Source organism: Streptosporangium sp. 'caverna' (assembly GCF_003203775.1).
GTDB lineage: Bacteria > Actinomycetota > Actinomycetes > Streptosporangiales > Streptosporangiaceae > Streptosporangium > Streptosporangium subroseum.
In genome coordinates this window covers 3,972,922-3,988,583 of record NZ_CP029711.1, presented here as the reverse complement: position 1 = coordinate 3,988,583, position 15,662 = coordinate 3,972,922, and the positions used below count along the sequence as shown (strand labels likewise).

Annotated in this window: 14 protein-coding genes; 2 read left to right on the top strand and 12 right to left on the bottom strand. The window is 71.0% G+C overall.

Annotated elements, in window-relative coordinates:
• The 12 genes from trxA to DKM19_RS17555 all read right to left on the bottom strand — a co-directional run bounded on the left by trxA (window position 1) and on the right by DKM19_RS17555 (window position 13,974).
• On the bottom strand, window positions 1-459 hold the full coding sequence (trxA, locus tag DKM19_RS17610; RefSeq protein ID WP_110696632.1) for a thioredoxin: 459 nt from the start codon (window positions 457-459) through the stop codon (window positions 1-3).
• A gap of 12 nt (window positions 460-471) precedes the next feature.
• Window positions 472-3,078 (bottom strand): ATP-dependent chaperone ClpB, encoded by a 2,607-nt coding sequence (gene clpB, locus DKM19_RS17605; protein ID WP_110696631.1) that lies wholly within the window; start codon window positions 3,076-3,078, stop codon window positions 472-474.
• Entirely contained in the window at window positions 3,069-3,380 is a 312-nt protein-coding gene (locus DKM19_RS17600; protein WP_110696630.1) for a chaperone modulator CbpM, read from the bottom strand. Before DKM19_RS17600 ends, clpB begins: the two co-directional genes overlap by 10 nt.
• Window positions 3,380-4,315: a DnaJ C-terminal domain-containing protein gene (locus tag DKM19_RS17595; protein WP_110696629.1), complete on the bottom strand. Its 936-nt coding sequence runs from the start codon at window positions 4,313-4,315 to the stop codon at window positions 3,380-3,382. The genes DKM19_RS17600 and DKM19_RS17595 overlap by 1 nt, the downstream gene beginning before the upstream one ends.
• A complete protein-coding gene (locus tag DKM19_RS17590) occupies window positions 4,315-4,887 on the bottom strand; it encodes a nucleotide exchange factor GrpE (protein WP_110696628.1) in 573 nt (190 codons plus the stop codon). The genes DKM19_RS17595 and DKM19_RS17590 overlap by 1 nt, the downstream gene beginning before the upstream one ends.
• Window positions 4,880-6,781 (bottom strand): molecular chaperone DnaK, encoded by a 1,902-nt coding sequence (gene dnaK / locus DKM19_RS17585; RefSeq protein ID WP_110696627.1) that lies wholly within the window; start codon window positions 6,779-6,781, stop codon window positions 4,880-4,882. The genes DKM19_RS17590 and dnaK overlap by 8 nt, the downstream gene beginning before the upstream one ends.
• Window positions 6,782-6,951: 170 nt before the next feature.
• Window positions 6,952-7,452, bottom strand: coding sequence for a general stress protein (locus DKM19_RS17580; protein WP_110696626.1), 501 nt, complete (start codon window positions 7,450-7,452; stop codon window positions 6,952-6,954).
• A gap of 76 nt (window positions 7,453-7,528) precedes the next feature.
• On the bottom strand, window positions 7,529-8,164 hold the full coding sequence (locus tag DKM19_RS17575) for a DedA family protein (RefSeq protein ID WP_110696625.1): 636 nt from the start codon (window positions 8,162-8,164) through the stop codon (window positions 7,529-7,531).
• A gap of 86 nt (window positions 8,165-8,250) precedes the next feature.
• Entirely contained in the window at window positions 8,251-11,109 is a 2,859-nt protein-coding gene (locus tag DKM19_RS17570; RefSeq protein ID WP_110696624.1) for a LuxR family transcriptional regulator, read from the bottom strand.
• Between the two features lie 91 nt (window positions 11,110-11,200).
• Window positions 11,201-11,995 (bottom strand): alpha/beta hydrolase, encoded by a 795-nt coding sequence (locus tag DKM19_RS17565; protein ID WP_110696623.1) that lies wholly within the window; start codon window positions 11,993-11,995, stop codon window positions 11,201-11,203.
• Between the two features lie 228 nt (window positions 11,996-12,223).
• Window positions 12,224-12,865, bottom strand: coding sequence for a response regulator transcription factor (locus DKM19_RS17560; RefSeq protein WP_110696622.1), 642 nt, complete (start codon window positions 12,863-12,865; stop codon window positions 12,224-12,226).
• A complete protein-coding gene (locus tag DKM19_RS17555; protein WP_162641553.1) occupies window positions 12,862-13,974 on the bottom strand; it encodes a sensor histidine kinase in 1,113 nt (370 codons plus the stop codon). The genes DKM19_RS17560 and DKM19_RS17555 overlap by 4 nt, the downstream gene beginning before the upstream one ends.
• A gap of 261 nt (window positions 13,975-14,235) precedes the next feature.
• Between DKM19_RS17555 and DKM19_RS17550 the strand changes: the two genes are divergently transcribed.
• Window positions 14,236-14,922, top strand: coding sequence for an ABC transporter ATP-binding protein (locus DKM19_RS17550; RefSeq protein ID WP_110696620.1), 687 nt, complete (start codon window positions 14,236-14,238; stop codon window positions 14,920-14,922).
• Window positions 14,919-15,656: an ABC transporter permease gene (locus DKM19_RS17545; RefSeq protein ID WP_110696619.1), complete on the top strand. Its 738-nt coding sequence runs from the start codon at window positions 14,919-14,921 to the stop codon at window positions 15,654-15,656. The genes DKM19_RS17550 and DKM19_RS17545 overlap by 4 nt, the downstream gene beginning before the upstream one ends.
• The last annotated feature ends 6 nt before the right edge of the window (window positions 15,657-15,662 follow it).

Below are 15,662 nucleotides of genomic sequence, written 5' to 3'. Positions count from 1 at the left end.
TCAGCCGTCCTTCCTGCCTGCCGCCGCACCCGCCGAGGCGAGCGCGCCCTCCACCCAGGCGCGCAGTTCGGTGACCGGCGCGGCGCCCGCCCGCTCGGCCACGACGCGCCCGCCGCTCACGACCATGAGGTACGGCACCGCGCGGATCGTGAAGCGGTCGGAGAGCTTCGGCGCCCGGTCGATGTCCACCTTGACGAGCTTCACCCTGCCGGCGAAGTCCTGGGTCACCTGGTCGAGGGCGGGGCTGACCATCCGGCAGGGCCCGCACCACGTCGCCCAGAAGTCGACGATCACCGGGGTCGTCGAGCCTTCGACCACCTCGGCGAAGTCGTCGTCACCGGCCTCGGCGATCCACGGCAGCGACCGATGACAGGAGCCGCAGTGCGGAACGCCCGCCGCGATCGCGGGCACGCGGTTCTTCTTCCCGCAGTTCCCGCACTGCACGATGCGCGATGACATGGCCGGTCCTCCTCATTCGTAGGTGACGGCGAGCTCTCCCTCGGCGAGGCCGACCCGGATCACGGCGCCCTCCTGCGCCTCCCCGGTGATCAGCGCACGTCCGATGCGGGTCTCGACCTCCCTGGCGATGAACCGGCGCAGCGGACGGGCGCCGTACACGGGGTCGTACCCCCGCTCGGCGATGTATCTGAGCGCGTCCTCGGTGATCTCCAGCCGGATCCCCCGCTGGTCGAGCCGGGCGCGCAGCTCGCCGAGCATGAGGCCGACGATGCGCTCGATCTCGTCGGGGGTGAGCGGCTTGAAGATCACGATGTCGTCCACCCGGTTGAGGAACTCCGGACGGAAGCGGGAGCGCAGCTCCGCCATGACCTGCTGCTTGGCGTCCTGCTTGATCTCGCCGCCCGGCGTGACGCCTTCGAGGAGGTACACGGAGCCGATGTTGGAGGTCATGATCAGGACGGTGTTGCGGAAGTCGACGGTCCTGCCCTGCGCGTCGGTGAGCCGCCCGTCGTCCAGCACCTGCAGCAGCGTGTTGAAGACGTCGGAGTGCGCCTTCTCCACCTCGTCGAACAGCACGACGGAGTACGGCTTGCGCCGTACGGCCTCGGTCAGCTGGCCGCCCTCCTCGTATCCGACGTAACCCGGAGGCGCGCCGACGAGGCGGCTGACGGTGTGCCGCTCCTGATATTCGCTCATGTCGATGCGGATCATGTTGTCCTCGGTGTCGAACAACGCCTCCGCGAGGGCCTTGGCCAGCTCGGTCTTGCCGACCCCCGTCGGCCCCAGGAAGATGAACGATCCGATCGGGCGGCGCGGGTCCTTGATGCCGGAGCGGGCCCGGATGACCGCGTCGGCCACCAGCTGCACCGCCTCGTCCTGGCCGACCACCCGCTCGTGCAGGATCTCGTCGAGGCGCAGCAGCTTCTCCCGCTCCCCCTCCTGCAGGCGGCTCACCGGGATGCCCGTCCATCTGGAGACGATCATCGAGATCTCGTCGTCGGTGACGACCTCGCGCAGCAGGCGTGCGACGCCCTGCTTGCTGAGCAGGCGTTCCTCCTCGATCTGCAGCCGCCGTTCGAGCTCGGGCAGCCTGCCGTGCCGCAGCTCGGCCGCGCGGTTGAGGTCGTAGTCGCGCTCGGCCCGCTCGGCCTCGGCCCGCACCTGCTCGAGCTCCACGCGCAGAGCCTGGACCGTGCGCAGCGCGTGCCGTTCGGCCTCCCACTGCGCGCGCATGGCATCGGCCTCGGCGCGCAGGTCGGAGAGCTCCCTGCGCAGCTCCTCCAGGCGGGCCGCGCTCGCGGCGTCCTCCTCCTTGGCGAGCGCGGTCTCCTCGATCTCCAGCCGCATCACCCGGCGGGTGAGCTCGTCGAGCTCGGCGGGCATGGAGTCGATCTCCGTACGGAGCATCGCGCAGGCCTCGTCCACCAGGTCGATGGCCTTGTCGGGAAGGAACCTGTCGGAGATGTAGCGGTGGCTCAGCACGACGGCGGCCACCAGGGCGCTGTCCTGGATCTTCACCCCGTGGAAGACCTCCAGTCGCTCGCGCAGGCCTCGCAGGATCGACACGGCGTCCTCGACCGAGGGCTCGTCGATCATCACCGGCTGGAAGCGGCGCTCCAGGGCGGCGTCCTTCTCGATGTGCTTGCGATACTCCCCGAGGGTCGTCGCCCCGATCATGTGCAGCTCGCCGCGGGCGAGCATGGGCTTGAGCATGTTGCCCGCGTCCATGGCGCCCTCCGCCGCGCCGGCGCCCACCACCGTGTGCATCTCGTCGACGAAGAGCAGGATCCGCCCCTCGGCGGCCTTGACCTCGCCCAGCACTGCCTTCAGCCGTTCCTCGAACTCACCGCGGTACTTGGCGCCGGCCACGAGCGCGCCCATGTCGAGGCTGAAGACCGTCTTGCCCTTGAGCCCCTCGGGCACGTCCCCGTTGCCGATCCGCTGGGCGAGGCCCTCCACGATGGCGGTCTTGCCCACTCCGGGATCGCCGACCAGGACGGGGTTGTTCTTGGTCTTGCGGGACAGGATCTGGATGACGCGGCGGATCTCGGCGTCGCGGCCGATGACCGGGTCGAGCTTGCCCGCCACCGCGTCGGCCACCAGATCGCGCCCGTACTTCTCCAGCGCCTCGTAGGCGACCTCGGGCATCGCCGACGTCACCCGCTGGTTGCCCCGGACCGCGGTGAGCGCCTTGAGGAAGCTGTCCCTGGTCAGACCCTGCTGGTGCAGCAGCCGTCCGGCGGCGGTCTCGTTCCCCTCCTCAAGCAGGGCGATGAGCAGATGCTCGACCGAGACATACTCGTCCTTGAGCCTGTCGGCCTCACGCTTGGCCGCCTCCAGCAGGCGCGACAACCGCTGCGTCACATAGACCTGGCCGGGCTCGGCGCCGGGACCGCTGACCCGGGGCCTGCGGTTCAGCTCGGCCTCCAGCTCCTCCCTGAGCCGGTTGGGGTCGGCGTCGGCGGCGAGCATCAGCCGGGGGATCAGCCCCTCCGGCTGGTCGATCAACGCCAGCAGCAGCTGCTCACCGTCGACCTCGGTGTGGCCGAAGCGAAGTGCCTTGGTCTGCGCGTCGTGTAACGCCTCCTGCGACTTCTGCGTCAGCTGGTTCAGGTCCACGACGAGCCTCCTGTGGGTCGGGAACGGTCGCGCAGTGCCGCCTCCAGTTCGGCGATGCGGTCCAGCAGGTGGACCACGAGACCGAGGGAGGCGTAGTTGAGGGAGAACCCCGCGCGCAGGCGCTGGACCCGCGCCATGACCTGCAGCTCGGGCAGCGGGAACCAGAGACGTCCGGCGGCGTCGCGCCGCGCTTCGAGCACGCCGAGGACGACGAGGCGGCGCACCAGCTCCGGATGCGTGCCGGTGGCCCTGGCGAACGCCTCCAGGTCCAGACGGTCGGGCCTGATGAGGGAGTAGGTCATCACCGCCTCCTCGGATCGAATGTCGAGACCGCGGCGAGCTGCTCGAACAGGCGCCGCTCCTCCTCCGACAGCTGTGGCGGAACCATGATCCGCACCTCGGCGTACAGGTCGCCCGGCTTGCCCCGGGCGCCTGGCATCCCCCGGCCGCGCAGCCGCAGCCGCCGGCCGCCGGACGTGCCCGCGGGCACCTTGACCTTGGCCTCGCCCTCCGGGGTCTCGACCGCGACGGAGGCGCCGAGCGCCGCCTCCCACGGGGTGACGGGGAGATGGACGTAGATGTCGCGGCCCTCGACTCGGTAGCGGGGATGCGGCGCGATCCTGACGATCAGGTAGAGGTCTCCGGCGGGAGCCCCGTCACCGCCCCTGCCTCCCTGACCGGCCAGCCTGATGCGCTGCCCGGCGGTCACGCCCGCGGGAATCTCGACGTCCAGCCTGCGCGAGTCGCCCAGGACGATCGAACGCCGGCCGCCGTGGTAGGCCTCCTCCACGGTCAGCTCGATCTCGGCTTCCTGGTCGGCGCCGGGGATCGGCCCCCAGCCCCGGCCCGCCCGGCCCCCGCGGCCGGTGAAGATGCCGCCGAGGAGGTCCTCGAGGTCGACGTCCTGGCCGAAACCGCCGAAGCCCCCGGTTCCGGCCTGGCCCGCCCGGCCCTGCCCGGCCCCGCGGCCTCGGGCACGTGCCCAGGTCTCCGGGTCCACGCCGTCGGGCACCTGGCGGAAATCGGCGCCGAACGCGTCGTAGCGGCGCCGGGTGGCCGGATCGGACAGGACGCTGTACGCCTCCGAGGCCTCCTTGAACCGGTCCTCGGCGGCCGGGTCCTTGTTGACGTCGGGGTGGTTGTCGCGCGCCAGCTTCCGGTAGGCGCGCTGGATCTCGTCCTGGCTCGCTCCTCTCGGCACCCCGAGGATCTCGTAGAAGTCACGGCGGGGGGGCATCATTCCCCCTTGGCCACCACGACCAGCGCGGGTCGCAGCTGCTGTTCGCCGTCTCCGTAGGCGGGCCGTAGCACGTGCAGGACGGTCCCGTCGGGCGCGCCCTCCTGCGCGAGTACGGCCACCGCCTCGTGCCTGGCCGGGTCGAACGTCGCTCCGGTGTCGTCACGGCGTGCGAAGCCGAGACGGGCGAGCACGTCCTGGGCCTGGTCCCGGATCGCCTTCAGCCCCTCGATGATCGACGCGGGATCGGTCTCCGCGTGTTCCAGGGCGCGTTCCAGGTTGTCCAGCACGGGCAGCCACTCGGCGGCCGCCCGCGCGCGTTCGTCGCCCCGCACCCGCTCGACGTCCCGGACGACGCGTTTACGAAGGTTGTCCAGGTCTGCCAGAGCACGCCGCCAGCGGTCCTCCAAGTCGGTGACCTGTGCCTGGAGCTCCTCGATCCGCGCCTGGGGCTCTGCCGCGTCCGGCGCGGGGCTCTCGTCCGGCCCAGCCCCCTGGTCCGACGCGGTGCTCTGATCCGGGACGGCGCGTTCGGTGCGCTCGGTTCCCTTCCTTTCGGATGGCTCATTCATTGGTCGTGAACTCCGCGTCGATGACATCATCGTCGTTCCCGCCCTGAGCGCCCTGAGCGCCCTGAGCGCCCTCCGGTCGGCCGGGGCCGCCCGAGGGGCCGGAGGCCGACGTTCCGAGGCTCTGGTAAACCTGCTGCAGATCGGTCGTGAGAGACCGGAGCCGGTCGAGCGGGGCCTCCTGCTTGATCGCCTCGCGGGCGTCGGTCACCAGCATCTCGGCCCGCGCCTTCTCGTGGACGGGCACCGCGTCCCCCAGCTCCGCCAGGCGCCGTTCCACCTGGTAGGCGGCGCTGTCGAGCTCGTTGCGCGCGTCGACCATCTGCCGCAGCCGCTGGTCCTCGTCGCGGTGCCGCTCGGCGTCGGCGACCATCCGCTCGATCTCGCTCTGGTCCAGGGTCGAGCTCTCGGTGATGGTGATGCGCTGCTCGGCACCGGTGTCCTTGTCCTTGGCGGAGACGTTCAGGATCCCGTTGGCGTCGATGTCGAAGGTCACTTCGATCTGGGGTACGCCGCGCGGCGCCGGCCTGATGTTCTCCAGCCGGAATCGGCCGAGGACCCGGTTGTCGGCGGCGCGCTCGCGCTCGCCCTGCAGCACCACGACGTCCACGGCGGTCTGGTTGTCCTCCGCGGTGCTGAACACCTCGGAGCGGCGGGCCGGAATCGTGGTGTTCCGCTCGATGACCTTGGTCATGATCCCGCCGAGTGTCTCGATGCCCAGCGAGAGCGGCGTCACGTCGAGCAGGACGACGTCCTTCACCTCGCCCTTGATGACGGCCGCCTGCACCGCGGCGCCCAGCGCTACGACCTCGTCCGGGTTGACCGTCATGTTCGGGTCCTTGCCACCCGTCATGCGGCGTACCAGGTTCTGGACGGCGGGCATCCTGGTCGAGCCGCCCACCAGGATCACCTCGTCGATGTCGTCGGCGGTGAGCTTGGCGTCGGACATGGCCTGCTGGACCGGTCCCTTGGAGCGTTCGACGAGATCAGCGGTGATCTCCTCGAACGTCGCCCGCCTGAGCGTGGTGTTCAGGTGCTTGGGCCCCGAGGCGTCCGCGGTGATGAAGGGCAGGCTGACCTGCGTCTGGGTGACCGAGGACAGCTCGACCTTGGCCTTCTCCGCCGCCTCGAACAGCCTCTGCAGGGCCTGGGGGTCGCTGCGCAGGTCGATGCCGTTGTCCCGCTGGAACTCGTCGGCGAGATGGTCGACGATGCGCCGGTCGAAGTCGTCCCCGCCCAGGTGGGTGTCGCCCGCGGTCGCGAGAACCTCGACGACGCCCTCGCCGACGGTGAGGATGCTGACGTCGAAGGTCCCGCCGCCCAGGTCGAAGACCAGCACGGTCTCGTTCTCCTTGCGGTCCAGGCCGTAGGCGAGGGCCGCCGCGGTCGGCTCGTTGATGATCCTCAGCACCTCGAGGCCCGCGATCTTTCCCGCGTCCTTGGTCGCCTGGCGCTGGGAGTCGTTGAAGTAGGCGGGCACGGTGATGACGGCCTCGGTGACCTTCTCCCCGAGGAACTTCGACGCGTCGTCCACGAGCTTGCGCAGGACCGCGGCGGCGATCTCCTCGGGCGCGTACAGCTTTTCGTGGATCTTGAACCGGACGGCCCCGTCCGGCCCCGAGACCACGTCGAACGACACGGCGTTCAGCTCGCTGGAGACCTCGTCATAGCGGCGGCCGATGAAGCGCTTGGCCGAATAGATCGTCCCCTTGGGGTTGAGAATCGCCTGGCGTCGGGCCAGCTGCCCTACCAGCCGCTCGCCCTGCTCGGTGAACGCCACGACCGACGGTGTCGTGCGCGACCCCTCGGTGTTGGGGATCACCGTGGGTTTGTCGCCTTCCATCGCGGCGATAACCGAGTTGGTGGTGCCAAGGTCGATTCCGACTGCTTTAGCCATGTTGGCCTCCTAGATGCGCTGACCCTTCCGCGCCGGCCCATCCGTGTGGGCCTCTTGTCTGATCGATTGCGGCGAACGGTGAACAACGGTGAGCGCAGCACCCGGCTCCGGGGGTGCGGGCAGTCCTGCCCGCACCCCCGCCGGAGGCTCTTCCCGTCGCGGAAGCCCCGTTACGTGAGGTCTCCCGGATTGACGGAGCTCTCCCGCTGTACCTGAGGCATGCCGGCGTCGAGCAGCTTGCGCGCCTCGGCCGCGTGCTCGGCCGTGACCAGAACCTCGTAACGATCGGCGACCAGGGAACTGGAGGAGAGGAAGTCCCGCTTCCCGCCGCTGAGCGTGTGGGCGATCAGTCCGAAGATCGCTCCTGCTATCGCGCCCCAGATCAGACCCCACAGGGGCAGGGCGAGCGGAAAACCTCTGGCGAAGATCGCGAAGAACAGGCCGATCAGCAGACCGAACCAGGCACCCGACGCCGCGCCCATTCCCGCCGCGCGCACAGGGGTCAGCCGTCCGAGCACCTGCTCGATGAGCCGGAGGTCCACTCCGACGATCATCGTGTGCTCGACCGGGAACCGCTGGTCCGACAACTGGTCCACGGCCCGCTGGGCCTCGGCGTAGGTATGGAAGGTGGCGATGGGCTCGTGCCCGGTCAGAGTGATATCAGGTCGCATGGCGCTTCCCTTCACAGTGCTTCTTCATACTCACCGTGACCGCACCAGCGCGGCTGCACATCCCCAGACCTGGTAATCAGTCCGCGATCGCCGGCTCCAGGGCCTCCCGCGCGGCCATCTTGGCCGCCCTGCGCTTGACGATCAGCATGGTCGCGGCGCCGAACAGCACCGCGGCCGCCAGCCCCGCCCAGGAGAAGCCCTTGAGCCACTTCTCGGCGACCCTGCCCAGGTAGTAGACGACGGCGGTGGTCCCGCCCGCCCAGGCGATCCCGCCGAGCACGTTGGCGATCAGGAACTTCCAGTACGGCATGCGCACCGCACCCGCGATCGGACCCGCCAGGATGCGCAGAAGCGCGATGAACCGGCCGAAGAACACCGTCCACATGCCGTAACGCTGGAAGTAGCGCTCTGCCTTGTCGATGTGGTCCGGGCCGAAGTGCTTGGGGAACCTGCGGCCCAGCCGGTCGAACATGGGCTTGCCGCCCTTGCGTCCGATGGCGTAGCCGATCGAGTCACCGATGATGGCCCCGGCGCTCGCGCAGACTCCCACCCAGAACGGGTCGACCACTCCCTGCGCCGCCAGCAGCGCGGCACTGACCAGGACGATCTCTCCGGGCAGCGGGATGCCGAGACTCTCCACCCCGATCACCAGCCCGACCAGGAGACAGATCCACAACGGAGATATCGCCTGAAGCCACGCGTCGACATGCATGACAGACACTTTATTGCGACGCCCGGACCGTCCTCGCCCTTATGCCAGATGCCAGGGCCGGCCCGGGACGAATCCCGGCGGCGAGATCAGAGGGACGTGCGAAGGGCGGCGTCCAGCTCCGATCGCGAGGTGACCCCCAGCTTGGGGAAGATCCGGTAGAGGTGGGAGCTGACGGTCCGGTGCGAGAGGTAGAGCTTCTGGCCGATCTCCTTGTTGGTCAGTCCCTCGGCGGCCATCTGGACGATCTGGAACTCCTGCGGTGTGAGCTTGTCCCGTGCCTCGCTGTCCCGGCTGCGGCTGGTCTCCCCGGAGGCCCGCAGCTCCTGGCGCGCCCGCTCGCTCCAGGGAATGACGCCGAGAGCGTCGAACGTGTCGCGGGCGGCGCGCAGGGGCACCCGTGATTCGGCCGTACGCCGCTGCCGCCGGAGCCACTCGCCGTAGGCGAGCTGGACACGCGCGCGCACGAAGGACCACCGCTCCGTGTCCGCCCGGAGGGCCGCTTCGAAGAAGGGCTCCGCCTCGGCGTCGTCGGCCAGCACCGCCCGGGCGTAGCGCAGGCCTGCGTGCAGCGCCGGCGACGGCGTTCCGAGAGCCAGCGCCTCCATCTCCTCCACGATGCCCGCGATCGCAGCGCCCTGCCCGCTGTGCACGGCGGCGTCGGCGAGGTCCCCGACGGCACAGCAGTGCAGCGAGACGTCGCAGGCCGGGTCGGCGGGGTCGTACATCCGCCGCAGTTGCTCGTACGCTTCGCCGTAGCGCCCGCCGCCGAGGGCGGCGAGGCCGCGCGCATGCCGTACGGTGGCCAGCACCGGGCGTATGCCGACGGGCAGACCCTCCTGCTCGGCCTCCGCCGCGAGAACCTCGGCCCCGTCCAGGTCGCCGCGGAGCGCGGCGAGCATGGCCCCGAGGGCCTGTGAGATGGCGTGCAGATGCGGCTGGGCCGTCTCCCGCACCAGCCGGACGGCCTCCTCGACGGCGGGGATGGCCACGCTCAGGTCGGCGAGATGGACCGCGTTGCGCGCCTGCACCACGAGCGCCCGCGCCAGGATCCCGAGCCGGCCCTGCTCCCGCAGGCCGACGAGCGAGGCGGCGCACAACTCCTCCGCGAGATCGAACGCCCCCACCCTGACCGCCGCGCTGCCCAGCAGGCGAGCCGTCTGCGCGTCTCCGGGCGGGCTCGCGGCCAGGCGGCGGAGGCCTTCGATCACGACCGCGCCCCGCTCGATCGGAGCGGCGTACGCCAGGACCGCCAGGAGCCGCGCGTCCAGGTCGTCGATCGGCAGATTCTCGGCCACGGTGACGACGCGTTCCCGGGCCCGGGGATCGATCTGAGTCCAGGCGCACTGCAGGGCCGCGCTCCACAGGAGCTGCAGCGCGAAATCGATGTCCCCGTCCGCCGCCACGCCCTCGGCGAACTCGGCCAGCGAAAGCGCCTGCGCGCTGTCGTCGCGGATGCCGTCGGTGAAGCTTCCCCGGATCCACAGCATCCGCGCCCGCTGCCGTGGTGACGGTTCGAGGGGTTCGGCGTCGCGCAGGAGCCGGATGACCACGTCCTGCCGTCCCAGCTCGACCGCGTACTCGGCGGCCCGCAGCAGCCGCCGGACGCGGTGGGCGGGATCGTCGCTGAGCCGGGCGGCGCCCTCCAGCGCCGCGGCGGCCGTCATGATCGCGCCCTGGCGGTGCGCCCGCGCCGCCGCCTCCTCCAACTCCGACGCGATGGCCTCGTCGGGCCCGGCGCTGGAGGCCGCCCGATGCCAGACGCCCCGCTCCGGCCGGTCGCCGAGCACATCGGCCAGCGCGGCGTGTGCCAGGTGACGCTGCGACAGGCTCGAACTCTGACGGATCGCCGAGCGCATCAGCGGATGCCGGAACGCCACCCCCGCCTCGTCCGCGTCGACCAGCCCCACGGCGATCGCCGGCATCAGATCGTCCGCGGTGACGGCCCCTCCGACGACCGTCGACGTGGCGTTCAACGTCTCACTCAGCGAGGCGCCGTCGTTGAGCGCGGCGACCAGCAGCAGCGCGCGAGTGACCGAGGGCAGGCCCGACACCCGGGCGGTGAACGCCCGCTCCAGGCGGGTCGTCAGCGGAAGCCACGCCAGCAGGGCGCCCTCGCCGGTCTGCGGGGCCGAGGCCAGCGGCAACTCCACCAGGGCCAGGGGATTGCCCGCCGACTCCTTCAGCAACCGCCGGCGCACCGCCGGCGCCAGGTCCGGGCTGCGGGCATCCAGCAACGCCGCCGCGGCATCGTCATCGAGCCGTTTGAGCTGCAGCTCCCGCAACCCCGCCCCGTCGAAGGAGTTGGAAAAACCGTCCCGGATCGCGGCCAGCATCACCACCGGCTCCGCGTCCAGCCGCCGTGCGACGAACGCCAGCACATCGGCACTGGGGCGATCCAGCCAGTGCGCGTCCTCGATGAGAAGCAGCATCGGCGAGCCGGTGGCCGCCTCCCCCAGAACGTTCAGCACCGCCAGGGCGACCAGGAACAGATCCGGCACCGCCGTATCCGTCATCCCGAACGCCGCCCCCAGCGCATCACGCTGCGGACCGGGCAACGCATCGATCTCCGCACGGATCGGCAGCAACAGCTGATGCAGACCGGCAAAGGGCATGTGTGTCTCCGACTCCACCCCGGCCGCCTTCAGGATCCGCACACCGCGAGCGGCCGCCACCCCCGCGCACTCCCTCAGCAGCGCGGACTTGCCGATCCCGGCCTCCCCCCGCACCACCATCGCCGACCCGCCCCCGCCCAGGCGCTCCACGAAATCACCCAGCAGCCGCGTCTCGTACTCCCGCCCGTACAGCGGGGACACCGGCTGACCCGCCGGCCCGCGATCGGCCCCCAGACCCGGCTCACCCCCGGCCGGACGCGACCGCGCGCCTCCCTGAGCGCCGGGAGGCCGCCCGGTGCTCAGAACGGCAGTGCCGTGCGGATACGAACCCATCACGAGCTCCTCGGGTCATTCATAAGCGATTCGGGGACAACGGGCCGTTCGGCGAGACTCGGGGAGAGCCCGGGAGACACTGCGAGAAGGTTCAAAGCTCCTGCCCCCTCAACCAGGACAGGGCGATATTCGCGACCATCCCCCAGCCGCCGTCGATGGTCAAGGAGTGAGCCCTGTCGGGGAGGTTCTTGACGTCGGTGACCGCGTGCGGGTGGCAGTGCCGCCTCAGGGCGGCCCGGGTTGTCTGCTCGGGCACGGCGTGGTCGCGGCCTCCCGTGATCAGCAGCAGTGGGCCGCGCATCTCGGGGACGGCGGCGGCCTCGGCGGGCGACTGCGGGTCGAAGCCGGCGGCGGCGGCCTCGCACAGGACCTTGCCCGGCGCCGGGATCGCCCAGCGCTCGTAAAGCTCCCGGGACTCCTCCTCGGAGACGGCGTCGCCGAAGGCGTGGCGGAACTGCTCGGCGGTCAGTGAGACCGCCTTGTGCTTGATGCCCGGGTTCTTGAACACCGGGAAGGCCGAGTGCAGCGCCGGCAGCGGCAGCGGCAAGCCCTTGGCCTGGGCGGCGTCGATCGCCACGGCGGCGGCCGCGAGGTCCTGCCCGAGGAGTCTCTCAGCGATCATGCCGCCGAAGGCATGCCCGACCAGGATCGGCTTGACCGCGAGACCATTGATGATCTTGGCGTAGTGCTCGGTCACGTCCTCGATGCCGTGGTCGGCGATGCTCTCGGGGTTGGCCCGGGATTCCTCGACCGTGTCGGGGTCACCGGGCCAGCCCGGCGCCAGCGGCGCATGACCCGCCTCCCCGAAGAGCTTCACCCAGGGCTCCCAGGAGGCGGCGTGCAGCCACAGCCCATGGATGAAGATGACGGGGATGGGGGTCGCCATGGTCGCCTCTCGAGTCGGGTCCGGAGCGCTTCCCGCGCACGTCCGGTCATGCTCCAGAACACCACGGCCGGGTGCTCGCTCGCCCCGGGGAAAGTCCCCAGTCCCCGAGCCTCCCCGGCCCCTGGGGTAGGCGAACCCGGGTCACTCCCGCCGGGGAAACCGAACCCGGGTCACTCCCGCTGAGGCAACCGAACCCGAGTCACTCCCGCTGGGACGACCGAAACCGGATCACTCCCGCGCCAGCCCGTGCCGGAAGGCGTAGGTCACCGCCTGGGCGCGGTCCCGCAGGCCCGCCTTGGCGAACAGGTTGTTGACGTGGGTCTTGACCGTCGCCTCGGAGATGAACAGCTCACCGGCGATCTCCCCGTTCGACCGGCCCGCCGCGATCAACCGCAGCACCTCGCCCTCGCGGGGCGTGAGCCCGTCGGGCAGGCCGGGCACGTGGCGGACCCTGGTCACCACCTCGGCCAGCCGCCGCTGGATCCCGGGGTCGAACTGGGCCTGGCCTCCTACCACGGTGGCGATGGCGCAGGCCAGGGACTCGGCGTCGGTGTCCTTCGTCAGGTAACCCCGTGCCCCCGCGCCCAGCGCGGCGAACACCGACTCGTCGTCGGAGTAGGTCGTCAGGACCACCACCTGAACGTCTGGGTGGGCCGCCCGGATCCGGCGGGTGGCCTCCACCCCGTCCATCCGGGGCATGCGCAGATCCATCAGCACCACGTCGGGCCGGAGCGAGGCGACCAGGCTCACCGCCTCCTGCCCGTCGGACGCCGTCCCCGCCACCTCGATGCCGGGCAGCAGCCCGAGCAGCAGCACCAGCCCCTCGCGGACGACGGTCTGGTCATCGGCGACCACCACCCGAACGTTCATGCCGGCACCCGCAGCAGCACGCTGAACCCCTCCGCCTCCGCCTTCGCCGCCAGCGACCCGCCGATCAGCTCGGCCCGCTCCCGCATGCCCACCAGGCCGTAGCCTCCCCCCGACGACGCCAGCCGATCCGGAGCGCCACCGGTGTCGCGCACCTCCAGCTCGCACCAGCCCTCAAGGCGGCGCAGCTCCACCGAGACCGCCGCGCCCCGCGCGTGCTTCCGCGCGTTCGTCAGGGCCTCCTGGGCGGTCCTGGCCAGCGCCAGCCTGGCCCCCGCCTCCAGCGAGTCGAAATCCCCGGCGATCGAGACCGCGCAGGGCGCCCCGGTCGCCGACCGGAACTCCATCGCCAGCCGCTCCAGCCGCTCGGCCAGCGGCAGTTCCTCCCCGCGCAACGTGTCGAGCGCCCGGCGGGTCTCCTCCAGCCCGGCCCGTGCCAGCCCGACCGCGCGATTGACCCGATCCAGCGCCGCCGCCGGGTCGCCTCCCCGCTCCAGCAGCAGCCGCGCCCCCTCCAGATGCACGATCTGCGCCGACTGCGAGTGCGCCAGAATGTCGTGGACCTCCCTGGCCAGCCGGGTCCGCTCGGCGAACACGGCCTCGCGCGCCCTCACCTCGGCGATCTCCGCACCCTGCCGCCGGACCTCCTCGAGCCGCCAGAGCAGGAAGGCAAGAAATGCCGAATAGGTCAGACCCCCTACATTTCCCCATAGAGCCGCCTCTTCCATGCCGGTCAGGAGGGAGATGGCCACGAAGCCGGCCGTGCCGGACGCTGCCAGCGCCGCCGCGGCCCGCAATCCGGCCCTGAACGGTGTGATGTAGATCAACGTGTAGAGGATGCCCAACCCGCTGAAGGGGATGAACACCTCCAGGACCAGCCCACCGAGCAGAGACACCGCCAGCAGCACGGAGTTGCGCCTGTTCCCCTCCAGCACCAGCGACCCCAGCAGGCAGCCGATGGCCACGACGTCGAGGAGCAGCACCGGCGCGAAACCCGACCATCCCCAGCGCGTCATGGCGTCCACCACGGTGGCGACCGCACCGAAGATCAATGCTCCGGCCATCAGCACGACGAAGACCCAGCGCACGAGGGGGCGGGGTGAGAAGGCCACGTCGTCACGCTACCGGCGCGCCGAGGGCGTGACCATGGTCCCATGGGTGGAGACTCCCTCCACCCACGGGCAGGGGGAAACAGACCATCCGGTCACCGTCCCGGCCTGCGCGGAGACCGTGACGTGGCCGGACGGCCCGGCCCGGACGGCCGGGCTCTCACCTCGCCCCGGAGGGGGACGCCGTCCGTTCCGGGATGGACATCCGCGTCTCCACCTTCGGCGTCATGAATCTCCCCCTCCCGGGATGTCACCGTCGGGATCATGTCAGCCATCAGCGTCATCCACCTGAGCAAGTCGTTCGGCGACGTCCACGCCGTCGACGACCTGTCGTTCACCGTCGAATCGGGCACGGTGACGGCCTTCCTCGGCCCGAATGGGGCGGGAAAGACCACCACCCTGCGCATGATCCTCGGCCTGGTCACCCCCACCACGGGCACCACGACGATCGGCGGCGCCCCGTACCCCGAGCTGGACCGGCCGATCACCACCGTCGGCGCGGTGCTGGAGGCCACGGCCTTCCACCCCGGCCTGACCGCCCGCGCCCATCTGGAGGCCATCCGCATCGCCGCAGGGCTGGACGCCTCGCGCGTGGCGCACGTCCTGGACCAGGTCGACCTCGCCGACGCGGCCGGCCGGAAGGTCCGCGGTTTCTCCCTCGGCATGCGCCAGCGGCTCGCCCTGGCCACCGCGCTGCTCGGCGATCCGGGCATTCTCGTCCTGGACGAACCCGCCAACGGCCTGGACCCGGCGGGCATGCGCTGGCTGCGCGGCTTCCTGCGGGCCTACACCCATCAGGGACGCACGGTCCTGGTCTCCACCCACGTGCTCGCGGAGATCCAGCAGATCGCCGACCAGGTGATCATCATCTCGGCGGGGCGGCTCCTCTTCTCCGGCCCTCTGCCCGCCGGCTCCGACCTCGAAGAGCTCTACCTGGAGGTGACCGGATGAAGCGCCTGATCCGCGCCGAGCTGTTCAAGGCCCGCGCGAACCGTACGACCTGGATCCTGGCCGCGATCGCCCCGGCGTTCTGCGCGCTGTGGGCGATCGCGACGATGCCGCTGCTGGGCCTGGACGGTTCGACGCCGCTCGACCAGCGGGTGGAGAACGTCTACAACATGGCCCAGCAGGCCTACATCTTCACCCTCATCCTGGGCATCCTCGGCATGTCCGGGGAGTACCGCCACCAGACGATCACCTGGTCCTTCCTCGTCACGCCCGTGCGAGGACGGGTGGTGACGGCGAAGCTGGCCGTCTACGGGATGATCGGCCTGCTCGTGGCGGTCGTGTCGACGCTGGTGACGTTCGGCGCGGGCGCCGCCCTGCTCTCCGCCGGCGGATACCCGGTGACGACGCCGGACCTGCCCGCCATCCTGGCCGGGGCGACGCTCAGCACCGCCCTGTACGCCGTGCTCGGCGTCGCGCTCGGCGCCCTCATCCGCAACCAGGTCGCGGCGATCGTCGTGGCGGTCGTGTGGTTCACCTTCGGCGACTACCTGCTCTCCTCGTTGCTACCCGAGGTCGGCCGGTGGCTGCCGACGGGCGCGGCCCGCGCGGTCGGCGGCATGACCCTGCAGAGCGGCGACCTGCTGCCCGCCTGGGGCGGCGGGCTGCTGTTCGCCGCCTACGTCGTGGCCATCGTGCTCGCCGCCCGCCTGCTCACCCTGCGCCGCGACGTCACCTGAGCTGTG

Coding starts and splice junctions, on each gene's coding strand:
- trxA (WP_110696632.1), bottom strand. CDS start 459: ATGTCATCGCGCATCGTGCAGTGCGGGAACTGCGGGAAGAAGAACCGC.
- DKM19_RS17600 (WP_110696630.1), bottom strand. CDS start 3,380: ATGACCTACTCCCTCATCAGGCCCGACCGTCTGGACCTGGAGGCGTTC.
- DKM19_RS17595 (WP_110696629.1), bottom strand. CDS start 4,315: ATGCCCCCCCGCCGTGACTTCTACGAGATCCTCGGGGTGCCGAGAGGA.
- DKM19_RS17590 (WP_110696628.1), bottom strand. CDS start 4,887: ATGAATGAGCCATCCGAAAGGAAGGGAACCGAGCGCACCGAACGCGCC.
- dnaK (WP_110696627.1), bottom strand. CDS start 6,781: ATGGCTAAAGCAGTCGGAATCGACCTTGGCACCACCAACTCGGTTATC.
- DKM19_RS17580 (WP_110696626.1), bottom strand. CDS start 7,452: ATGCGACCTGATATCACTCTGACCGGGCACGAGCCCATCGCCACCTTC.
- DKM19_RS17575 (WP_110696625.1), bottom strand. CDS start 8,164: ATGCATGTCGACGCGTGGCTTCAGGCGATATCTCCGTTGTGGATCTGT.
- DKM19_RS17570 (WP_110696624.1), bottom strand. CDS start 11,109: ATGGGTTCGTATCCGCACGGCACTGCCGTTCTGAGCACCGGGCGGCCT.
- DKM19_RS17565 (WP_110696623.1), bottom strand. CDS start 11,995: ATGGCGACCCCCATCCCCGTCATCTTCATCCATGGGCTGTGGCTGCAC.
- DKM19_RS17560 (WP_110696622.1), bottom strand. CDS start 12,865: ATGAACGTTCGGGTGGTGGTCGCCGATGACCAGACCGTCGTCCGCGAG.
- DKM19_RS17550 (WP_110696620.1), top strand. CDS start 14,236: ATGTCAGCCATCAGCGTCATCCACCTGAGCAAGTCGTTCGGCGACGTC.
- DKM19_RS17545 (WP_110696619.1), top strand. CDS start 14,919: ATGAAGCGCCTGATCCGCGCCGAGCTGTTCAAGGCCCGCGCGAACCGT.